The organism is Paenibacillus donghaensis, from assembly GCF_002192415.1.
GTDB classification, from domain to species: Bacteria; Bacillota; Bacilli; order Paenibacillales; family Paenibacillaceae; genus Paenibacillus_AQ; species Paenibacillus_AQ donghaensis.
In genome coordinates this window covers 1,757,195-1,778,911 of the sequence record NZ_CP021780.1, presented here as the reverse complement: position 1 = coordinate 1,778,911, position 21,717 = coordinate 1,757,195, and the positions used below count along the sequence as shown (strand labels likewise).

The 21,717-nt window shown below is 53.1% G+C and carries 21 protein-coding genes; 10 read left to right on the top strand and 11 right to left on the bottom strand.

Annotated features, from left to right (window positions below; translation table 11 throughout):
* Positions 1-124: 124 nt before the first annotated feature.
* Entirely contained in the window at positions 125-322 is a 198-nt protein-coding gene (locus tag B9T62_RS07355) for a cold shock domain-containing protein (RefSeq protein ID WP_087914664.1), read from the bottom strand.
* 171 nt (positions 323-493) lie between these two features.
* On the opposite strand from B9T62_RS07355, the gene B9T62_RS07350 reads away from it, so the two are divergent.
* The 7 genes from B9T62_RS07350 to B9T62_RS07325 all read left to right on the top strand — a co-directional run bounded on the left by B9T62_RS07350 (position 494) and on the right by B9T62_RS07325 (position 7,031).
* Positions 494-727: a hypothetical protein gene (locus B9T62_RS07350; protein WP_087914663.1), complete on the top strand. Its 234-nt coding sequence runs from the start codon at positions 494-496 to the stop codon at positions 725-727.
* Between the two features lie 6 nt (positions 728-733).
* Positions 734-904: a hypothetical protein gene (locus tag B9T62_RS39900; RefSeq protein WP_169834344.1), complete on the top strand. Its 171-nt coding sequence runs from the start codon at positions 734-736 to the stop codon at positions 902-904.
* A 215-nt stretch (positions 905-1,119) separates the two neighbouring features.
* On the top strand, positions 1,120-2,910 hold the full coding sequence (gene pepF, locus B9T62_RS07345) for an oligoendopeptidase F (RefSeq protein WP_087914662.1): 1,791 nt from the start codon (positions 1,120-1,122) through the stop codon (positions 2,908-2,910).
* A gap of 82 nt (positions 2,911-2,992) precedes the next feature.
* Positions 2,993-3,316 (top strand): LapA family protein, encoded by a 324-nt coding sequence (locus B9T62_RS07340; protein ID WP_087914661.1) that lies wholly within the window; start codon positions 2,993-2,995, stop codon positions 3,314-3,316.
* Between the two features lie 16 nt (positions 3,317-3,332).
* Positions 3,333-4,376, top strand: coding sequence for a M42 family metallopeptidase (locus tag B9T62_RS07335; protein WP_245864378.1), 1,044 nt, complete (start codon positions 3,333-3,335; stop codon positions 4,374-4,376).
* Positions 4,360-5,187 carry a hypothetical protein gene (locus B9T62_RS07330; protein WP_087914660.1) on the top strand — a complete coding sequence of 276 codons (828 nt, stop codon included), beginning with the start codon at positions 4,360-4,362 and terminating at the stop codon, positions 5,185-5,187. Before B9T62_RS07335 ends, B9T62_RS07330 begins: the two co-directional genes overlap by 17 nt.
* A gap of 932 nt (positions 5,188-6,119) precedes the next feature.
* Entirely contained in the window at positions 6,120-7,031 is a 912-nt protein-coding gene (locus B9T62_RS07325; RefSeq protein WP_157685500.1) for a stalk domain-containing protein, read from the top strand.
* A 146-nt stretch (positions 7,032-7,177) separates the two neighbouring features.
* On the opposite strand, the gene B9T62_RS07320 is transcribed toward B9T62_RS07325, so the two are convergent.
* From B9T62_RS07320 to hemE, 9 genes are all read right to left on the bottom strand, one after another.
* A complete protein-coding gene (locus tag B9T62_RS07320) occupies positions 7,178-9,124 on the bottom strand; it encodes an ABC-F family ATP-binding cassette domain-containing protein (RefSeq protein ID WP_087914658.1) in 1,947 nt (648 codons plus the stop codon).
* Positions 9,125-9,156: 32 nt separating this feature from the next.
* On the bottom strand, positions 9,157-9,744 hold the full coding sequence (locus tag B9T62_RS07315) for a TetR/AcrR family transcriptional regulator (RefSeq protein ID WP_087914657.1): 588 nt from the start codon (positions 9,742-9,744) through the stop codon (positions 9,157-9,159).
* An 80-nt stretch (positions 9,745-9,824) separates the two neighbouring features.
* Positions 9,825-10,628 (bottom strand): DUF92 domain-containing protein, encoded by an 804-nt coding sequence (locus tag B9T62_RS07310; protein ID WP_087920173.1) that lies wholly within the window; start codon positions 10,626-10,628, stop codon positions 9,825-9,827.
* 4 nt (positions 10,629-10,632) lie between these two features.
* Entirely contained in the window at positions 10,633-11,256 is a 624-nt protein-coding gene (locus tag B9T62_RS07305) for a fumarylacetoacetate hydrolase family protein (RefSeq protein ID WP_087914656.1), read from the bottom strand.
* A gap of 32 nt (positions 11,257-11,288) precedes the next feature.
* Entirely contained in the window at positions 11,289-12,020 is a 732-nt protein-coding gene (locus tag B9T62_RS07300) for a glycerophosphodiester phosphodiesterase (RefSeq protein WP_087914655.1), read from the bottom strand.
* 51 nt (positions 12,021-12,071) lie between these two features.
* Positions 12,072-13,493 carry a CapA family protein gene (locus B9T62_RS07295; protein WP_087914654.1) on the bottom strand — a complete coding sequence of 474 codons (1,422 nt, stop codon included), beginning with the start codon at positions 13,491-13,493 and terminating at the stop codon, positions 12,072-12,074.
* 288 nt (positions 13,494-13,781) lie between these two features.
* Positions 13,782-15,236, bottom strand: coding sequence for a protoporphyrinogen oxidase (hemG, locus tag B9T62_RS07290; protein WP_087914653.1), 1,455 nt, complete (start codon positions 15,234-15,236; stop codon positions 13,782-13,784).
* Positions 15,233-16,189 (bottom strand): ferrochelatase, encoded by a 957-nt coding sequence (hemH, locus tag B9T62_RS07285; RefSeq protein ID WP_087914652.1) that lies wholly within the window; start codon positions 16,187-16,189, stop codon positions 15,233-15,235. The genes hemG and hemH overlap by 4 nt, the downstream gene beginning before the upstream one ends.
* Positions 16,190-16,217: 28 nt before the next feature.
* Complete coding sequence (gene hemE, locus B9T62_RS07280; RefSeq protein WP_087914651.1) at positions 16,218-17,279, bottom strand: uroporphyrinogen decarboxylase; 1,062 nt, start codon at positions 17,277-17,279, stop codon at positions 16,218-16,220.
* A gap of 230 nt (positions 17,280-17,509) precedes the next feature.
* Between hemE and B9T62_RS07275 the strand changes: the two genes are divergently transcribed.
* The gene (locus B9T62_RS07275) at positions 17,510-18,727 is read left to right on the top strand and encodes an MFS transporter (protein WP_169834343.1); all 1,218 of its coding nucleotides are present in this window, start codon (positions 17,510-17,512) and stop codon (positions 18,725-18,727) included.
* Here the strand turns inward: B9T62_RS07275 and B9T62_RS07270 are convergent, their stop codons facing one another.
* Positions 18,728-19,360 carry an O-methyltransferase gene (locus B9T62_RS07270; protein WP_087914650.1) on the bottom strand — a complete coding sequence of 211 codons (633 nt, stop codon included), beginning with the start codon at positions 19,358-19,360 and terminating at the stop codon, positions 18,728-18,730. It lies immediately after the preceding gene.
* 229 nt (positions 19,361-19,589) lie between these two features.
* Here B9T62_RS07270 and B9T62_RS07265 point away from each other — a divergent pair, with 229 nt between their 5' ends.
* The gene (locus tag B9T62_RS07265; RefSeq protein WP_087914649.1) at positions 19,590-20,726 is read left to right on the top strand and encodes a THUMP domain-containing class I SAM-dependent RNA methyltransferase; all 1,137 of its coding nucleotides are present in this window, start codon (positions 19,590-19,592) and stop codon (positions 20,724-20,726) included.
* 147 nt (positions 20,727-20,873) lie between these two features.
* A complete protein-coding gene (locus B9T62_RS07260) occupies positions 20,874-21,689 on the top strand; it encodes a hypothetical protein (protein WP_087914648.1) in 816 nt (271 codons plus the stop codon).
* Positions 21,690-21,717: the final 28 nt, after the last annotated feature.

Sequence of the window (21,717 nt, the reverse complement as noted above, 5' to 3'; positions counted from 1 at the left end):
ACGCAGCATTTACAGAAAAACTAAAAAACACAGTCCCCGAAGGAACTGTGTGTGCTTGTGTATCCCTATAATAAGTGCGGATAAAATATATATATAGTGGACAAATCAGCTGTCTAGCTGATGCTTATAATTTAACTACGTTAGCTGCCTGGGGTCCACGGTTACCTTCAGTCACATCAAATTCTACGGCCTGGCCTTCATCCAAAGTCTTGAATCCTTCACCTTGAATTGCTGAGAAGTGTACAAATACATCCTCGCCGCCTTCAACCTGAAGAAAACCGTAGCCTTTCTCTGCATTAAACCATTTCACTGTACCTTTCAAATGAACAACCTCCTAAAATAGCGCCATATATGGCGTATGCTTACATTATACTCCAAATGGCTTGTCCAGGCAATCCATCTCTTGCTTCATTATATGATAAAATTTGCTTTTCACTTCCCGCCTGCGTTATCATTGAGCCAAAAGCCAAAAATCGCCAGGGTGGTAATCAAAATGATCAAAAAACATGAGATATACAAAACAGACAAATGGAACATGATGACAGTAGAAGTTCAGGGGCGTTATATCGTGCTCCGGGAAATTTCCGACCAGTGGGGAGAAGAAACACATACCTTCCTCAGCCGTCCAGCCATGATGCAGTGGGTAAATAACCGTTTCAACAAAGAATCCTATAAAGACAATGAAGATGAGTACCGTAATATTATTGCTGCCTTCAAGCAGGTATAGCCGGATATGGATAACGGAAACCTCACGCTGTATGTGGTTCTTGTCCTTTGCCTGGGCGCAGTTCTGATTATGGCCAGAGAACGGGTTCCCCAGCAGCTAAGACGGGGAATGGCTCTGACCGCAGTTATTATGATTATGCTTGCCTTTGTATTTATTATTTACAGCCTGCTCTCCTAACAGGGCGGCACGTCCATTCGAATATTGATAATCAACCTTGAAAACGGGCAGACTAAGCCGACTCTGACTTTACATAGGAGGCGGCTGCCTTGCCTTTAGCTATCAAATCTCTTACACTGCTGCTGGCCTTAAGCCTGTTGCCAGGCGATTATTCGCTGTCGGCATCGCCGCAGAATAATATACCAACTTCATCCCATTTCTCAAGGAGGATTTCCATGGAACAATTGTTGAAGAGAAGCGATGTGCCTGCCGAGAACCGCTGGAAGCTCGAAGATATGTTTGCGTCCCAGAAGGAATGGGACGACGCTTACGCAGAAGCTAAATCGCTGGTCGCCAAAGCGGCGAGCTATCAAGGCAAGCTGGACTCTCCGGCTGCTCTCAAAGCCTGCTTCAGCCTCGATGACGAGCTTGGACAGCTGACAGAACGCCTGTATGTATACGCGCATATGCGCCAGGATGAAGACACCGCTGATTCTGTCTATCAGGGACTCTCCTCCAAAGCCAAGCAGTTTGGCGTGGAGGCCGGCGAGGCGCTTTCCTTCGTGACACCGGAGATTCTGGCTTTGCCTGATGAGACGCTTGACCAATTCATCGCCGATCCTGACTTGTCAGATTATACTTTTACACTCACTGAGATGAAACGCCAGAAGGCCCATATCCTCTCCAAAGCAGAGGAAGCCCTGCTTGCCCAAGTCGGGAACCTGTCACAGGCTCCGCAGAATATCTTCGGTATGCTGAACAATGCTGACCTCAAGTTCCCCAAGATCAAGGATGAGAACGGCAAGGAAGTGGAGCTGACACATGGCAGTTACATCAAGTTCCTGGAAAGCCCGGACCGTGAGGTCCGCAAGAATGCTTTTACTGCGGTCTATGAGACTTATGGCAAGCAAAAGAACACAATCGCAGCTACGCTGAGCGCCAATGTGAACAAGAATGTTTTCTATTCGAAGGTCCGTAAATACCCGTCGGTTCTGGAAATGTCGCTCTTCGGCGATAACATCTCCAAAGAGGTCTATACCAACCTGATCGACACCATTCACGAAAGCCTGCCGCTGATGCACCGTTACATGAAGCTGCGCCAGAAGCTGATGGGTGTAGACGAACTGCATATGTATGACCTGTTCGCGCCGCTGGTGGATGAATACAAGCTTGATATTACCTTTGAAGAAGCCAAGCAGATCACGAAGGAAGGTCTTAAGCCGCTCGGCGAGGACTACCTGAAAGTGCTGCAGGAAGGCTATGACAATGGCTGGATCGACGTTTACGAGAATGAGAACAAACGCACCGGCGCCTACAGCTGGGGTGCTTACGGCACCCACCCTTTTGTGCTGCTGAACCATAATGACAATCTCAATAGCATGTTCACACTGGCACACGAGATGGGCCATGCGCTGCACTCCTACTACTCGGACAACGCCTTGAAGTACCGGGATGCGCAATATACGATTTTCCTGGCAGAGGTCGCCTCTACCACCAATGAAGCACTGCTGATGGACTATCTGCTGAACAAGTCCACTGACCCCAAAGAAAAAATGTATCTGCTCACCTATTATGCCGACCAGTTCCGCACCACCGTATTCCGGCAGACGATGTTTGCTGAATTCGAAATGCTGATTCACAAGCGGGCGGAAGATGGAGAATCGCTCACTTCGAAGGATCTTTCGGCGATCTACTACGATCTGAATGTAAAATACTATGGCAAGGACATGGCTGTGGATAAGGATATCGAGATGGAGTGGGCACGGATTCCGCATTTCTACAACAGCTTCTATGTCTACAAATATGCGACCGGCTTCTCGGCAGCTACCAGCTTCGCCAAACAGATTCTAGAAGAAGGCCAGCCGGCCGTCGATCGCTACCTTGGCTTCCTGAAGAGCGGGGGCAGTGATTACTCTATCAACATCCTCACGAAAGCCGGAGTAGACATGTCTTCTCCTGAACCGATTCGTGAAGCGATGAGTGTGTTCGAGAGTGTAATTGCCCAAATGGAGCAGTTGACGAAGTAAACCATAAAGCCTAGTATTGAATAGTCCCTTGCCCTTTTGGGTAAGGGATTTATACTGTCATATAATCCGAGGGGGAATTTCAATGAGATTACAATGGTCGCTGATTGCAGGTCTAATCTTTGCATTGCTGATAGCCATATTCGCAGTAATTAACGTAGACCCCGTTCAGGTTAACTTCGGATTCGACGTGGTCAGCATTCCGCTGATTCTGGTCATCGTCAGCTGCGCGCTGATTGGCGGCGTAATTGTGGGTTCTTTCGGTATTTTCCGTCAATACAAGCTGCAGAAACAGATTAAAGTGCTGAACGCGGAGCTTGCCAAACTGAAAGAAGCCAACAATAATCACGACAATCTAAAATTTAATCATGATGAAGAACTGCCAGTCGAGAACGGCAGCCCGATCTAGAACAGGAGGCCCAACCTTGTTAAACATTCAACCTAATGAAAAGTATATTCTTAGTATTCTGCAGAGGCTGCTGGAAACACCCAGTCCCTCTGGTTATACCGCCCAGGTGATGAATCTGGTGGCCGAAGAAGCAGCGGCGCTGGGTGTTCCGCTCAGCTGGAATGAGAAAGGCGGGCTTATTCTTACCGTGGAAGGCCTTGAGCCCTCGCGTACGATCGGACTCAGCGCCCACGTAGACACGCTAGGTGCCATGGTCCGCTCCATCAAACCTAACGGCACGCTGCGGTTGACCTCCGTAGGCGGTTTCGCCATGAGCAGCATTGAGAATGAATATTGCAAGATTCATACCCGCAGCGGATTAACCTATACAGGCACCATTCTGACCAGCCACCCGTCGGTGCATGTGTACCCCGATGCCCGTGACTTCAAGCGCCAGGAAGAGAATATGGAGGTCCGGATCGACGAACTGGTGTCAGGCAAGGATGATGTGCTGAAGCTGGGTATCTCTGTCGGCGACTTCATCTCCTTCGAAGCCCGGCCGGTGATTACGCCAAGCGGCTACGTCAAATCACGCCATCTCGATGACAAGGCCAGTGTAGCGGCACTGCTCGGACTGCTGGAGAGCATGAAGCGGGAAGGCTGGAAGCCACTGCACAACCTCTCCCTCTTGATCTCCAACTATGAGGAGGTAGGACACGGCACGGCCTGGATTCCGGGAGAGATTCACGAGATGATCGCCGTCGATATGGGCGCTATGGGCGATGACCTCAGCTGCAAGGAGACCGACGTCTCTATCTGTGCCAAGGACTCCTCCGGGCCCTATGATTACAAGATGACCGGCCGGCTTATTGAACTGGCCAACGCGCTGGCGATCCCTTTTGCGGTTGATATTTATCCGATGTACGGCTCGGATGCTTCTGCTGCATTGAGAGGCGGGAATAATATCCGCGCCGCATTGATTGGTCCAGGCGTTCATGCCTCGCACTCCATGGAGCGTACCCATAAGCAGGCCATTCTTAACACAACCAAGCTGCTGGCCGCTTATGTCGGAGAGAACTAGACAGCTCAGCCACAGTCTCCGCGAGTTATGGAGACACCCTAAGCGCTGGGGGATCGCCTTACTGCTTATTGTTGCCATAGCCGCAGGCAGTGCTGTTTATTTGTTTAGTGAGACGCAGAACAGGGAAGTTTTTGACGGACTGCCTCACTCGTATACCTATCTTGAAGCAGAAGCTTCGGACGGAGTCCGGCTGCATATGATGGCGGTGATTCCGCAGGATCTGGTGCTGAGGGCTGATCAGCTCCCCTTGCGCCAGATCGCCGCTTACGGAATTAACGGAGGATTCTTCTATGGCCAGGATCTGCTGTCGGTCGCCATTATGAATGACGTACCCGTGAATGGCGACCGCCTGGCCTACGGCTCAGGCTGGTTTAATGCCAAATATGCCCGTGGCACGCTGGTCTGGGATGCGGCGAGCCGTCAGCTGTCGGTTCAGGTCGTCTCCTCCGGCAGTGAGCTCAACGTTACGGACCGCAACCGTTATTGGGCGCAGGGCGGTATTAGCATGAACCTGCAGCAGGAAGCTATGTGGGAACCCGCTGCAGCTGCAGAGCATCTGCCTTATGCGGATGAGCAGCGGCTGCGCTCGGGGCTGGTGTATGACCGGGAGGATAAGCTGTGGCTGATCGTCAGCTCCACCCGCTGCACGGCGGCTGCCTTCCGTTCAGCCATTCTAGAGTCCGTGCCCGGCGAAGGCCGGGAAGGCATCTTCCTGGACGGTGACGGCTCCTCCCAGATGAATGCCGATGAAGCAGTTCTGACCGGGGACGATCGGGCGGTTGTCCAGATGATTGCTGTGTCTGGGAGATAATTGTTTTTTGGTTACTACTTAGGTCCCCGCTAGGATTTAGTACATTACTCCGAACTCCTGTCAGTGAGCGCGTATATACAACTATTTCTGAGTAAATCGATTCTTTCTTTAGGATGTAGAGGATGTGACTGCTACTCTGGAACCTTGGGAGAAATTAGATGCGAAACTGCAACTAATTTCAGCCGTAACGCCCATGATCAGACAAATAAGTGCGAATCTGCAACTATTTTGAGGAAATTTTACTCTGTAGCCTCTGTAGCGCTTAAAACTCGAAATTAGATGCGTTTTCGCACTTATTTGCTCCAAAACGGAAAAATCCGGTGAATTAGATGCGTTTTCGCACTTAAATCGGTGGCTGGACTAAGGTGGCGATCAAGAAACCCAGTCTGGGATGCTTTTATCTTATGGAGGCCTAAGCAGTGACGATTTTTCGACGAAAGAGATAACCTGTGATTAAAGAAGGCCGTAAAACAACAACGCAGCGATCTCCAGTAACGGGAGAATCGCTATTTGTGTTTTTGGTCACCTGAATTGATCCCAATGCTTACAGAATCGAATGATATTGAAAATATGAGTACATGGCTAAATAGTATCTATCAACCTTCCACACCATGGTCTCCCAGTATTCATTCACTTTTTCTAATACAGGTGAGCTATAGACCTAATGATCTACTGGAAAGAAAACAAATTGCCTATGCTCTTAAAGACCTACTCCAAAATTTCGGATGGAACGATTGGCATATAACGGAGCCAGTATCTTTTATGGAACCATCAATTAACTAGCCGAAAGGTAATGGTTTCACCTAAACAATTCCAACTGAAAGACCGATATATATATAGTGTTATAAACTAACGGCAGAGGAATAATATTACTAATTAGTTTATGTACATAGGTCATTGGAATTATAATTCACTTCGCAGGAGGCAATTACGTGAACATTACCAAAAAAGCATTTATCTCATCCCTTCTGGCCACCGGATTATTAACCGGCGCTGTAGGCGTCTATGCCGCAGACGGTGTATCCCTGGTCAAAGCCTATCTCAACAGTACGATTAAATTTACAGTAGACGGTACAGCTTGGACGCCTAAAGACGCCAGCGGCAAGAAGCTGTCTCCGCTCGTCTACAACGGCTCTACCTATCTCCCAGCCAAAGCCGTAGGCGAAGCGTTGAGCGCCGAGGTTCTCTGGAACGGCAACACCAAAACCGTGGAGATCAAAACTACCAGCGATGCCAATGCAGGAATCCCTTATAACGATGCCGCCACAACTGCACCGGTAAACAATACGCCAGTGGCCACCAACGCTCCTGTGGCGACTGCGCCGCCTGCTTCCAGTGCACCCACTCCGTCAACGGCCCCAGCAGCTTCTGCAGGCAGAGTTCCTACCTTGCCTGCGAAATATGATGAGAACGCGGCTGGCAGCCAATTGAAGCCCATCGCTCTGGAGTTTACACATGCCTATAGCAAAGCCTTGTCATCGGGAGGCTCTACAGCTGCCCTAAATGCGCTGATTGATAAGTATATGACCGCAGGCAAAGACAGTAATGCCCAATACTGCAAAGAACGGATTGCGGAAGAAATTGCTGAGGAAATCAGCGGCCAGAGCAGTTCCGTTTCCGCAGAGGATGCCGCCTACTTAGCCAAGGCTAACCTGAATGATATCAAATTCGAGAAGGATTCTTACAAAAATAATGAGAGTTCCTCTGCGAATATTTATTTCACGCTAGGCAAACCACTCTACAGTGATCCATCGATTATTATCTCCCAGCTGGATATTAAATTTGTCTTCAACAAGCTAGATAGCGGTTCCTATATACTGGACTCGATCGTGATTTGGTCCTAAGCTTTCAATAGATGCATAGAAGCCAAAAAAACAAGCTGCCGCCGGAAACTCCGGTGTCAGCTTGTTTTTTGAGTTTATTTCAAGCCTTATCCCTCAGCTTGGAGACTTCCGCCTCTTCAATCAGCCAGGGTTACTGCTTGTCACAATCAGGTCTTGGCGGCGATTCTTTCCGCCAGCTCGTTAAGATAGGTCCAGCGCTCCATTAGACGCTCCAGTTCAGCTTCCGCCTGGGCCTGCTGGCCGGTCAGCTCCTGAAGCTTCGCGGAATCGGCGAAGGCTGCCTCCATCTCTGTGTTGATCTGTACCAGCAGGGCCTCAGCCTCTTCAATCGCCTGGTCGATGCCTTCAAACTCCCGCTGCTCCTTGAAGCTGAATTTGAGCTTCTCATTGCCAGAGCCTACCTGTGACGCCGTAGCCGGAGCTTGGACTTCTGCTGCCGCTACAGGCTCCACAGCGGCTTCTTTGGGTTTGCTGGCAGCCGCTCCGCGATCAGGCACATTAGCCGCCATCCATTCCTCATATTCGGTATAATCACCGACATGAATCCGGATCTGGCCGTCCTCGAAGGCAATCAGCTTATCCATCGTGCGGTCCAGGAAATAGCGGTCATGGGAAACCGTGAACACTACACCCGGGAAATCATCCAAATAATCTTCCAGGACTGCCAGCGTCCCGATATCCAAGTCATTGGTAGGCTCATCCAGCAGCAGCACATTGGGCGCTCCCATCAGCACACGCAGCAGATACAGACGCCGTTTCTCTCCTCCGGACAGCTTGGCAATCGGCGTCCACTGAACGGCAGGCGTGAACAGGAACCGTTCCATCATCTGCCCTGCGGTAATCAGACTGCCGTCTGCTGTCTTGATTACCTCGGCTTCTTCCTTCACGTATTCAATCGCACGCAGGCTCTCATCCATATCCTGATGCTCCTGCGTGAAGTAACCCAGCTTTACTGTGGTACCCAGTTGAACTTCGCCGCTGTCCGGCTGGATGCGTCCGGCAATCATGTTCAGCAGGGTCGATTTGCCGCTGCCGTTCTTGCCGATAATACCTACACGGTCCTGCGGTACGGCGATATAGCTCAAACCCTCTATCAACTGGCGCCCGTTCAGCTTTTTGGCCAAATCATGAATCTCGATAATCTTGCGTCCCAGGCGTGTAGAACCCACAGAGATATCCAGCGATCCGTTGGTACTGGTGCCGCCAGACTCCTTAAGCTTCTCGTAGCGGTCGATTCTCGCTTTCTGCTTGGTGGATCGGGCTTTGGCTCCACGCCGAATCCAGGCCAGCTCGGTCCGCAGCAGATTCTTGCGCTTCTGCTCAGCAGAGGCTTCGCGCTCTTCGCGGTCGGCCTTCAGCTCCAGGAACCGGGAATAGTTCGCTTCATAACGGAACAGACGGCCTCCGTCCAGCTCCAGCATCACTCCGGCTACGCGGTCCAGGAAATAGCGGTCATGCGTAACCATCAGCAATGCGCCGCGCCGTCTCTTCAGGTACTGCTCCAGCCACGCAACAGAGTCGGTATCAATATGGTTCGTCGGCTCATCCAGAATCAACAGCTCGGAAGGGGTAATCAGCGCAGCCGCCAGGGCCACACGCTTGCGTTGGCCGCCAGAGAGAGCCTCCATCCGGTCATCGAAACTGGTGATGCCGAGCTTGGTCAGCACGCTTTTGGCTTCACTCTCAAGATGCCAGATGTCCGCAGTTCCGATGTCATTCCCAATCCGCACCAGCTTATCTTCCAGTCCGGCGTTGCCCGGCTCCATCTCCAGAAGAGCAATCGTCTCCATATATTCACGCATCAGCGCAAGCTCCGGCTCATCTCCGGCAAACACCTGCTGCAGTACGGTATTGTCAGGATCATAAGGCGGATTCTGAGCCAAGGTCTGTACTCTGACACTGTTGCCGATTGCCACATTTCCTTCATCCGCAGTTTCCAGTCCGGCGATAATGCGCAGCAAGGTCGATTTCCCTGTCCCGTTAACCCCGATCACACCAATCTTGTCCTGATCCTCCATCCCGAAGGATGCATCACGGAACAGTACTTTTTCTCCATAGGTTTTGGACAGATGCTCCACGGTCATAATATTCATTCGTTATCCTACTTTGCTATATATTTTCTATATCATCCTTCAGACGGATGCAGGTTGTCCATGGCTCCACTGATAAACAGCCGTCCGGCAAAATGAGCCCGTTTCAGCGCATCGGCAGCCGTAAATGAAGCATCAAACAGGATATCCATCTTCAGGCGGTCCAGCATGCCAATATAGGACTGGGCCATCAGCTCAGGCTCTGTCGCGCCGCCTTCCAGCAGTACCTTCACCACCGCCTGCATATATTGTTCCATAAAAAGCGCCATGTACGCCACCAGCTCCGGGTTGTTGTTGGGCGCCCGGAAGAACAGCTTCGTATGCTGCTTGCGTTCATAGTAATAGAACAGATGATGTTCGGCAATTACAGCCAGCTTATCTGTCAACGAGTGCCGGGCCTGAAGCTTGCCGTCCAGTTGCTGCAGGAACCCTTCGCAATCCCGGCGGGTCACTGCCATAAACAGCTCTTCCTTGCTTTTAAAATATAAATACACGGTGCCTTTGGCGATTCCCGCCTGCTCTGCCACCTGCGACATCTTCGTTTCGTAGAAACCGCCTGAACCGAAGAGCGTATATGCGGCATCCAGAATTGCCGAATGTTTGTCATTGGATACGCCGCTCATCGGGTTCCCCCTTACGTGCCATCCTGTGGCTTAGTTGTTGTTCCATGTGTATACTCCAACTCAGCACGTCCGCCTGCCGGTCACCAGAGGAGACTCAGCAGCCAGGCGGCAAGTCCGCCGATCAGTGAGCTGATCATGTTCACACGGTCATTGCTCATCCACTTCCAGCCGCGGGCATGCTCCGTCTTTACTCCGCAGTGCTGCAAGCTCTCCACCTCACGCCCGCATACGAGGCAGCGGTTCATCTGCTGCACAGTAGCGCCAAGGATTGAGTCGGCAAAAGCACCAGCTAACCCGCCCAGCAGTCCACAGAGCGCAAGCAGCAGGAACGGCTGCTCCGGCATGCCGGACATCGTCCGCAGCAGCCAGGAGGACACGCCAATCAGCACGCCTCCGGCCGCTGCCGCCATCGTCCCAAGCAGCGACACTCCGCCGGATGCGCCGGCCTTCATCACCCTGCCGGTCAGCACGGAGCGGGGAGGTTTCCTGCTGAGCGTACCGATCTCCGTAGCCCAGGTGTCCGAGGTTACAGTAGCCATCACGCCAATAAACAGGAAGCTCCACAGCTCCAGCGGGTAGATCGCATACAGCAGCACCAGCAGCATGCCCATCCCGCCGTTGGCGAACACCTGGCCGGCATCCCGCCGTCCGGTTTTGGCATAGGTCTCTTCCAGGTCCGCCTTATTGTCATGCCGTAGCCTGGACAACAGGCTGGAGCTGATGAAGAAGAGTAGCAGGATGCCGAACCAGAACAGATTGCCCGCGCCAAAATAAACCGTCCCCATCACCAATGCAGCCAGCATGCCGGAGAAGCTCAGTGATTGCTTCCAGTAAGCCGCTCCGGCGACGACCAGGGCGCCGATGGCGCCTATTATCCATTGCACGGCTTCAGCCAATCAGACACGTCCCCATCAGCTGCTCGCCCCAATAGAGCTCGAAGGAGTCACCGGAAACCGCAGGCCCCACACCGGCTGGTGTGCCTGTGAAGATCACATCATCCTTACCCAGCCCGTAGCGGGCGGCGATAAAGTCTACAATCGTCTGCAGCGAAAAAATCATGTTCTGCACATTGCCGCGCTGTACCTCGACCCCATTCTTCAGCACGGTGAAATCAGTGGCCTCCAGCTCCTCCTTGCCTGGGAAAGCAATATAGGGCGTCAGCGGCGCAGCATTCTTGAAGCCCTTGGCTGCCGTCCAGGGCAGCCCCTTCTTCTGCAAGTCGTTATGGATATCGCGCAGAGTGAAGTCGAGACCCAGAGCCATAACATCGACCAGATCCTCTACACTGATGCCGGGAACATAATCACGGGCAATCCGCAGCACCAGCTCGCCTTCATAATGAATCTGTCCGGCATTCTGCGGCAGATGGAGAATGGCCTTGTCTAAGGGAACTGCAGCATGGGAAGGCTTCATAAAAATAAGCGGCTCGGCGGGAATCTTATTGCCCAGCTCTTCGGCATGTAATTTATAGTTGCGTCCTACACAGTACAGGTTGTTAACGGCTGCGCACATTAAGATCAGCTCTCTTTCCGGTTTAGGAGTGATTAGACTTCAAGAAACGTGTCGCCCCAAATGTCGGGACGGTTCGTACAGATCATTATATCAGAATGCATGGCCGCCAGGCGGCGCATTTCCTTGGCCTTGTTGACAGTCCAGGCCATAATCTTCACTTCGCGCTGCGCAAGCAGCGCCGCGAGAGTCGGATTTAGGCGATCGAAGCTGATTGAGAGGAAGGAGCAGTCCAGCTCCTGCAGCTTGCGGGCCGGGTCTCCCCGTCTGGAATCAAAGATCAGTCCGGTACGAATCCGCGGATCGATCTCCTTGACTCTCTCCAGCGAAGTTGTATCAAACGAGGTGAGCACCACCTCATCCCTCATGCCTTTGGAGTTGACCAGCTCAATAACAGCCTGCTCCAGACCAGGGTAGAGGTCGCCCCACGTCTTCAGCTCAATATTAAGCCGCAGCCTGCCTGAAGCCAGGGACAGCACTTCATCCAGCGAAGGCACCCGCTCGCCGCGGAAGGCACGGCCTTTCCAGCTGCCGGCATCCAGCCGCCGGATCTGCTCCCAATCCATATTCTTCACCTTACCGTGCCCATTCGTGGTACGGTCCAGACTGAAATCATGGATCACCACCGGCACGCCGTCCCTGGACAGCTGGACATCGATCTCCATCCAGCGGACATACGGCAAGGCGATCGCCATCCGTACGGCGGCCAGTGTGTTCTCCGGTGCTTTGCCGGAGAAACCCCGATGGGCCACACACATATTCTTCATCCTAAGGCCCCCCGCTGAAATTGGTGTTTGCCATTATTTCTGCCTGAGCACTTACCGGGTGACCTGGGAGACCATGCCATCATTATTGATCTTTACCCGGCCTCCCGAGATCGATTCCACCCGTTTGAGCAGCAGCTGTCCAGCCGGGTCATTCATCGGTATCGGCTGGGCCAGCTCCGCGGTCATCGGCAACAGCTTCATGGAGCACTGGCCTTGGGCGCTGCACTCTGCCTGGAACACAGCCGTCTCCCAGGTTGCAGCGACAGAGCCGCGCGTGAAGATAAAGTTCCCCGTGCTGTAAGCAATCCACTTGCCCTTGTAAGGCTCGATGCCCTGCAGCACATGCGGATGCCCGCCGATCACAAGATCGGCACCGGCATCGATGAAGCTGTGCCCAAGACCCTGCTGGATGCTGTCATACTGATCCATCCGTTCTCTGCCCCAGTGAACCATCACTACTACAAGGTCTGCCTGCTTTCTGGCTTCGGCGATGGCCTTCAGCCCTTCGGCACTGTCATATACAGAGGCCAGCCCCGGCTGATTCTCCTCGGCCTTCCATTCAATCAATGGCATCACCCGTGTGAAGCCAAGCAGGGCAACTCGAATACCGTTGCGCTCAAAATACTGCGCTGAATAAGCCTCCTTACTGTCCAGTCCGGCACCGACATAAGGAATATTCCGCTTGGACAGGTGCGTTAACGTATCACGCAACCCTTCTTCCCCTTGATCGAGGGTATGGTTGTTGGCCAGATTGACCGCATCCACACCGGCTGCCTTCAGCGCATCCAGCGCCTCCGGCGGACCCTTGAAGACGAACTGTTTATTGGGCGCACCCACACCACGGGTAGTTACCGGAGTCTCCAGATTAACGACGCTTAAGTCATCCTGTTTAAAAAGCCCATCCAGCGCCGCATAAGAATAATCATAGCCCTTCTGCATCAGCAGATCGCCCGCCTTGCCGGAGAAGATAATATCTCCGGCGAAATTCAGTTTCACCGTCTTGCCGTTCTTCGCCTCCGGCGGAAGCCCCGCGACCGCGGAGGTGCCGCTGTCCGGCGCGGCACTGCCGGCAGGTTCGGAGCCTGGGTCAGGCGATGCACTGGCAGCAGGCGCCGTGGCCGGAGCAGGAGACGCGCTGACTACCGGCACTGGCGTCTCCTCTGCGGAGGCGTCCGTTTCGTTGTCGGCAGACGGCGACGGTATGGATATGGCCTCCGTCGTGGCAGACGGCGAAGCAGATGCAGCTACTTCACTTACCTCCGGTGACGGTGCAGGCGATTGCTCCGCTACAGGGAGTTGCGATAGCGGTGCAGATGATGGATCGCCCCCATCCCCCAGATGGCCGAATAAATAAGTTAACATTACGGTTATCAATAATAGCATACTTACATTAATCCATCTCCAGGCCGTTCTGCGGCGGCGCTTACTGGTTCGTTTGTGTTTTCCTCTCGACTGTGACCGCGGCTGAAACATGAATGCTGTGATCTCCTTTACCCTTAAATTGCTTCTATTATATCATAACATGGGCTTGTCCCTCCAAATGGGAGAGTTATATCAGGAACACCAGGAAGAAACGGCTTCGCCATCTTCTGAGAGATGCCATTTACGTATGATGAGAACATTGAAGACTCAGGACTTTGGTGGTTTCGTAGTAATTACTCAAAATTAGATGCAGTTCCGCACTTATTTTCCATAAAAAACGGTGAAGCGTCAATACAACGCTCCACCGTTCTTCCTATCAATATATTCCCCGCGAAAGTTCTAGCGACCCAACGCCGCCGCAGCGGTCTCGGCGGTCAGCTTCGCGTGCTTGATGCAGTCCGGCATCCCGATGCCGTCATAACCCGCACCGAAGGCATAGACCCCTGGCAGCGCCGTGCCAAGCTCATTGCGCAGCCGGGCTATGGCATCCGGGTGTCCTACCGGATACTGCGGCATGGAATGGGTCAGCCGTGTGATCTCTGTGAACAGAGGCGTTGCTGTGATCCCCATAAGCTCCCGCAGATCCTTGCGCACCAGCTCGGTCAGCGCCTCGTCTGGTAACCCGACGTTCTGCTCGTCACCAGAGCGGCCTACATAACAGCGCAACAGCACCTTGTCGTCGGGGCTGGTGTGCAGCCATTTGGTTGAAGTCCAGGTGCAGGCCGTGATGTTGCGGCCCTCCTTGCGCGGTACAAGGAACCCGGAGCCGTCGTATTCACTGACAATCTCACTCTTCGGAAATGCCAGCACTACATTGGCAACTGAAACATAGTTGACCGCCTCAAGCGCAGCAACATCCACGTGGGGGCGGAGTAGATCAGCGGCGGCGAAGTTAGGCGCAGTGACGTAAATATCGTCAGCCTGCAGCCGCTCCCCCTGGTCAAGCACCACTTCATAGCGGCAGGAGTCTCCCGCGTCGTTCGGAACGTCCTGGTTCCCCTTCTGCTGCAGCTTCGTGATGGACAACACGGCGGTCCCTGTCCGCAGCTCTACATCCTGCAGCTCATGAATCAGCCCGTGCACCAGACTTTGCAGGCCCTGGCGGAAGGTTAGGAAGGCGCTTTTCTTAGTACCCGTATGTGTCTCTACCGGCTTGCGGCCTGTGGTCATTCCCCGAATGAGACTGCCGTATTTCCGCTCTACCTCTCCAAACTGCGGGAAGGTGGCCTGCAGGCTGATCTTGCGCATGTCTCCGGCGTAGATACCGGCCAGCAGCGGCTCGGTCATGTTCTCCAGCACCTCGGTGCCCAGACGGCGTTCGATCAGGTCACCGAGCGACTCATCGTCTGTACTGCGGCGGGGCGGAAGAACATAATCCAGCATGGCACGCATTTTACCGCCGAAGGAGACCAGCCCGCTTGCAAGAAAAGGCTTAAGCTCCGTTGGGATACCAAGCACAAGCCCCGCCGGCATCGGGTGAAGCTTATCCCGCTGAACTATGTAGGTTTTCTTAGCCTCAGGGTTCGTTGTTACCAGTTCATGATCCAGCTCCAGCTCCCTGGCCAAGTCGCTCATCGCCGTCTTGCGCGCCAGAAAGGAATCCGGTCCCTTCTCAATCACGAATCCATCCTTGTGCAGCGTTTCTATCTTGCCGCCAAGACTCTTGCTGCGCTCCACCAGCACGATTTCGGGCTTAATGCCCGCTTCTTTATAATACTTGCGCACATAAAAAGCGGCGCTGAGGCCGCTGAGGCCTCCGCCGATGATAACTACCTTCCTTGAATTGCCGGTCATGACTCCGTTACCTTCATCTGCGCTGCTTGGGTGCGCACTACATCGCTAAGCACAGCCATATAAGCAGGGTCGCTGTTCAAGGATTCAATCCGCATCAGCCGCATATCCAGCTCTGCCGCTACCGCCTGAGCCTCAATGTCAAGGTCGTAGAGCACCTCCAGGTGGTCGGATACGAACCCGACCGGAGCTACCAGCACGTACTCCACTTGTTCTTTGCTAAGTTCACGCAGCGTGTCGAGCACATCCGGACCGAGCCAAGGCTCTGCCGTGCGGCCTGCGCTCTGCCAGGTGAACTGCCAGGAGGTGACACCCGCCTTGTCGGCAACCGCCTGCGAGGTCTCCAGCAGCTGCTCCCGGTACGGATCACCGATGGAGAGAATCCGCTCCGGAAGACTGTGGGCGCTGAAGAGTACCCGGATGTCATCCTTGCCTGCGCCTGCTTCTGCGAACAGTTCCAGCTTGGCTGATACTCTGCGACCCAGCACCTCAATCAGCTGCGGATGCAGATGGTAGCTCTCAACGAAATTGATATTCACTCCACAGGTCTCCGCCTTCTCCTTGGCACGCTTGATATAGGTCCCCACGCTCATGGTGGAGTAATGGGGAGCGAGCACGATGCCTACAGCTTCCGTAATCCCGTCCTTGGCCATGGCTTCCACTCCGTCCTCAATAAACGGACGGGCATGCTTAAGTCCCTGGTAGCAGACATATTCAATTTCCTTATCCAACTCATCCCCGCTCAGGGCCGACTGCAGTGATGCCACCTGTCGGTCCGTATTCTCGCGCAGCGGAAACACACCGCCGACAATCGCTTCGTAGCGGTCCTTCAGCTCCTTCAGCTGCTCTGCGCTCGGGGCATTCCCACGGCGGATGTGGGTGTAATAGGCCTCTACGTCCTCCAGGCTTTCGGGAGTACCGTAAGACATAACGAGCACACCAATTTTCGTTGTCATGGATTCCTTCTCCTCTCCTTTCATTTCATCAGGAATGCGGCTGTGCCGCTTTCTGCATCACCTTACGTGAATATTCGTGGATAAATTCAGTCAATCCCCTCAGTTTATCCAGTGAAGCTTCCGGAAACAGCCCATGGCCCAGATTAAAAATATAGCCAGGCTCCAAGATGCCTTCGTCGATCAAATCCTTGGCACGCTCCTTCAGCAGCTCCATCGGTGCGGTCAGCAGAAGCGGATCAAGATTTCCCTGTACGGCGAAACCTCCTCCAGTTCTGCGTCGTCCCTCAGTTATACTTACCCGCCAATCGATACCGATAACATCCGCCTGAAGCTTGCGCAGGCTAGGCAGCAGCTCTCCGGAGCTGACTCCGGGGAAATAAATCTTCGGTACATCAAGCTCGGACAATTCGGCAAAAATACGGGTAATCGTTGGCAGCACATAGATTTCGAAATCACGCGGCGCAAGCGCACCAACCCAGCTGTCGAACAGCTGGAAGGCCTTGCCGCCGCTCTTCACATGACTGCGCAGATAGGCAATGACCATATCACCCAGTTTGTCCATCAGCTTCTCCCACACTTGGGGCTGGCTGTACATCAGCTCTTTGGTGCGTATGTAGTTCTTGGACGGACGTCCTTCGATCAGATAGCTGGCAATCGTGAATGGCGCGCCGGCGAACGTAATCAGCGGCACCTCGAGCTGCTTGTCGAGTATCCTGATCGTCTCCAGAATGTGGCCCAGATCGCCTTCCACATCAATCGGCTTCAGACGGTCCACATCCGCTGCCGTGCGTATAGGATTCTCAATTACTGGCCCTATATTCTTGACGATATCGAAATCGACTCCAAGCGAAGCCACAGGATTCATTATGTCGGAATAGAGAATGGCTGCATCCACCCCCAGCTTCTTTACGGGCATCAGGGTCACTTCAGCGGCCAGCTCGGGCTGGCGGCAGATTTCGAGCAGCGAGAACTTCTCTTTGATTACGCGGTAATCAGGATCATAACGTCCTGCTTGCCGCATGTACCATACGGGAACGTGGTCCGTCGGCTGCTTGCGGCAGGCGCGGATAAAACTGTCATTGTAGGTCATGATAAGATCTCCACTTCGATTTCATAGAATTTGGTTTGAATACACTTATCACTTATTATGCCCTTTTTAAAAGTTAGTAACAACCGCCGCGAACTGTCGGTCATGACAATCCCATGACATTACTATGACAAGTGTTGCACCGGAACCCGCTAAAAATATGATATACTGATAGAATGTCAATTTTTCGTGAATTCTTTTGATCAAATTCTTTGAAAGGAAGTGAAAGCACTTTGAAGAAGTGGGAGACCTGGAAGGTCAACCTCATGGTGCTTTGGTTCGGCCAATTTCTGGTCAATGCCGGGATGACCATGATCACCCCGTTCCTGTCGCTTTATCTCGCCAAGGACCTCGGGGTTCATGGAGATGCCATCGGGCTGTGGGCAGGATTGATTTTTGCCGCTAATTTCTTGACCTCTTTCCTGTTTCAACCGCTGTGGGGCAAGCTCGCCGACAAATACGGCCGCAAAATCATGCTGCTGCGCTCCAGCTTCGGCATGGCGGTGGTTATTGTGCTGATGGGTTTCGCGCAGACACCGCTCCAGCTATTGCTGCTGCGCCTGCTGAATGGTACGATTGCCGGTTTCAATCCGGCCTCGATCGCACTGGTCTCAGGCACAACGCCCAAGAAGAACATGGGGTTCGCCATGGGCCTGATGCAATCCGGCTCCGTGGCCGGAACGATACTCGGTCCGCTGATCGGTGGTGGGTTGGCCGATTATATCGGCTTCCGCCCGATTTTTTATGTTGTGGGCGCACTGTTGTTTGTGGCCTCCCTGCTCGCGCTGTTTCTGGTCAAAGAGAAATTCAACCGCGCCGAAGCGGCACAAGAACCTCAGGTTTCCGTTATGGCAGGACTCAAGGAGCTGATCCGGATTCCGCAGCTGCCCGCGCTGTTCGGCGTGACCTTCCTGCTGCAGTTCGCCATGATCAGCCCGATGACCTTGCTGCCTCTATATGTAGAGAAGCTTCAGGGCAACGCCGTGAATATCGCCTTTCTGGCCGGCATGGTCAGCGCCGTCACAGGAATCTCGAACATGATTGCTTCTCCCATACTCGGCAAGCTCAGCGACAAGGTGGGCGCCCACCGCATTCTTACCTTCGCGCTGATCGGAGCAGCGCTGTTCCTGATCCCGCAGGCGTTCGTGACTACCGTCTGGCAGTTGATTGCCGTCCGCTTCCTGATGGGCGTGTTCATGGGCGGCCTGCTCCCGAGCGTCAACGCCTTGATCCGTTCTTATACCCCTGACGGCAAGGAGAGCCGCGCGTTTGGCTTCAACAGCAGCACGCTGGCTCTCGGCAATATGCTTGGTGCCGTCATTGGCGGCTTCCTGTCCCGTTACATTGGAATTGAAGGGCTGTTCCTGCTCTCAGGCGGCTTCCTGCTGCTGAATATGGTATGGGTGCGGCTGAAGCTCTACTCGCGAACCGAACCACGCCTGTTTCGCTAGCTATTTCACCACGGCCAGGGCCAATCCGTCATAGGCAGGCAGCAAAGTGCTGATCAGGCGCTGATCGCTGGCAATCTGCTCATTGAAATGGCGCATGGCCTGGATAGCCGGTCCGTTTCTGTCGGTATTCAACGTGCGTCCGCGCAGAAATATATTGTCACCGGCAATAACGGCTCCCGGATTGGCCAATTTGATCGCATATTCCAGATAATTCGGATAGTTCTCCTTGTCCGCGTCAATGAAGAAGAAGTCGAACCGTTCTCCTGCAGTCTCCAGTGCAGCCAGGCTGTCGATGGCCGGACCGATGCGGTAGTCTACCGCAGAGCCATAACCGGCCAGTTCAAGGTTTCGGCGGGCCAGCGCGGCATACTCTGCTTTCAGCTCCAGTGAAACCAGCTTGCCGCCAGGCTGCTCCATACCCCGGCACAGGCAGATGCCACTGTAGCCGCCCAGCGCGCCGATCTCCAGCACGCGGGAGGCGCCGGATAGTTTCACCAGCATCGTCAGCAGCCGTCCATAGCCCGGCTCCACGGATACCTGGGGCATGCCCTCTGCGGTCACAGCCGCCTTGACCTGCAGCAGAAGTTCATCTTCGGTATACAGCAGTTCGCTGTATTCTTCCTGGTTAAGCATATCTATTCTCCTTTGAGTATCGCCGCTGCTTCATTCCAAGTAGCAGCGGCGGTTTGATCTGGGGCCGCGGGCATTGTGAAGTCCCGCGCATTCCCCTATACTTGAATAACATGAGGGACAAGCTCATCCGCCTGTTCAGGATTTCCTGATTCCATGCGGCATGACTGTCGTCCTTCCTATTGTAATGGTTAATAGTATTTATCTACAAGTTAAACGGAGTTGAGCACAGTTGAGCAAATTACAATTAATCGCTACCGCCCCGATGGGACTTGAGGCAGTTGTAGCGCGCGAACTAAACGAGCTGGGTTATGAGACCACGGTCGAGAACGGAAGAGTATTGTTCAGCGGAGACTATATCGATATCTGCCGCTGCAACCTTTGGCTGCGCACCTCGGACCGGGTGCTTGTCAAGATGGGCCAGTTCCCGGCCAAGACCTTTGATGAGCTGTTCGAAGGCGTCAAGGCAATCGCCTGGGAGGACTGGATTCCGGAGCACGGTGAATTCCCGGTAGAGGGACGCTCGCACAAATCGCAGCTGACCAGCGTACCCGCTTGCCAAGGCATCGTCAAAAAAGCGGTCGTAGAGAAGCTGAAGCAATCCTACCGTACGGAATGGTTCCAGGAGGACGGGCCGCGTTATGTCATTGAGGTTATTCTCCTGAATGATATCGCCCTGATCACGCTGGATACCACAGGCCCCGCACTCCACAAACGCGGGTATCGCAGAGTAGCCACCGAAGCGCCGCTGAAGGAAACGATGGCCGCCGCATTGATCCAGCTAAGCCGCTGGAACGGGCACCGGCCGCTGTATGACCCTTGCTGCGGCTCTGGCACACTGCTGATCGAGGCGGCGATGATCGCCTGGAACATCGCGCCAGGACTGCGCCGCTCCTTCCCATCCGAGCATTGGCCGGTGATTCCCCCGCGTCTTTGGGATGAAGCACGCGAGGAAGCCTTCGACGCGGTGCGCGATGATTATCCGCTGCAGCTGACCGGCAGCGATATTGATCCGCTCGCCATTGAATATGCCGAAGCCGCCGCCAAGAGCGCAGGCTTCGCCGGTGAGATCACCTTCAAAGTCAGCGCTGCTGCCAAGGCAAGACCCGAAGGCGAATACGGCTGCATTATTACCAACCCGCCATACGGCGAGCGGATCAGCAATGATAAGGAAGTGGAGAAGCTGACCCGCCAGTTTGGCGAGATGATGCTGTATCTGCCAACCTGGTCCTTTTTTGCAATCAGCCCCTACAAGGAATTCGAACAGTATTACGGCCGCAAGGCAACTAAACGCCGCAAGCTGTATAATGGACGGATTGAATGCCAGTATTACCAGTATCTCGGCCCGTTGCCGCCCAGAAGTCAATAGTTTGTACCCACACCCTACAGCCCATCAATCAGACATCTGTCCTGAAGCGGCAGATGTCTTTTTTCACATTCATGTTTCAAAATATATTTATTGGGTAATTGGAATATATTCACTCACATACATTTCAAAAAACAGGAGGATTTACAATTGAACAGAATTATTCGTAGAAGTTTCATCCTAACCTTAATCATGGCACTTTTCGCAGTACCTTCTGCTTTTGCAGCAGGCAAAGACCTGAGTTCGGTTATAAACGTCACGGGTTACTCAACCGAGCTGAGTATTGGAGAACAAACCGATCTGTTTGTAAACATCACTGATTATAATGTCGAAGGCATAGGCGGAGTCGAATTCACCCCAGTTTCATCGGATACCTCAGTATTGCAAGTGAAATATGTCGGATCTACATATTCGGAGCTCACCGCCGTAGGTGAGGGAGCGGCTACTATTACATACAATATCGGCGAAGGTTATAATCCTTATACGATTAATTTCACAGTCGGAAAGGCCTCCCAGAATAGTACTCCTAACGAAGATGCACCAGACAGTTCCTATAACCAGGCCATCGAAGATTTAAACATTTACATTGAGCAGCTTGAGAAGATTGAGAAATATGAGTCGCTCGCTTTTGATAGCTATAATAAGAATACATTCGTCACAAACAATACCCGCAAGAAAGTACTGAGCGCCTTTGATCAAACCATACTCCCCAACTACAGCAAATTTGTCTACCATTTGAAGACGCTGACTGCTCCGAACGCCGAGCTTCAGAAGATTCACAACACCTATGTGAAGGGTGCGAAGCTGCAACTGGAAGGGATGACACTAATGCGCAAGTCGCTTTATAAGTCCAAAGTCGATTTCAAAACCTTTGATGCCGCCAACATCAAGATCAAATCCGGCCTGAAATCCCTGACTGCCGCTATGCAAGCCTTGGAAGATTACGCCGAGCTGCATTTGGAATAGAATAAAAACCGCAAGTCTCCAACATGGA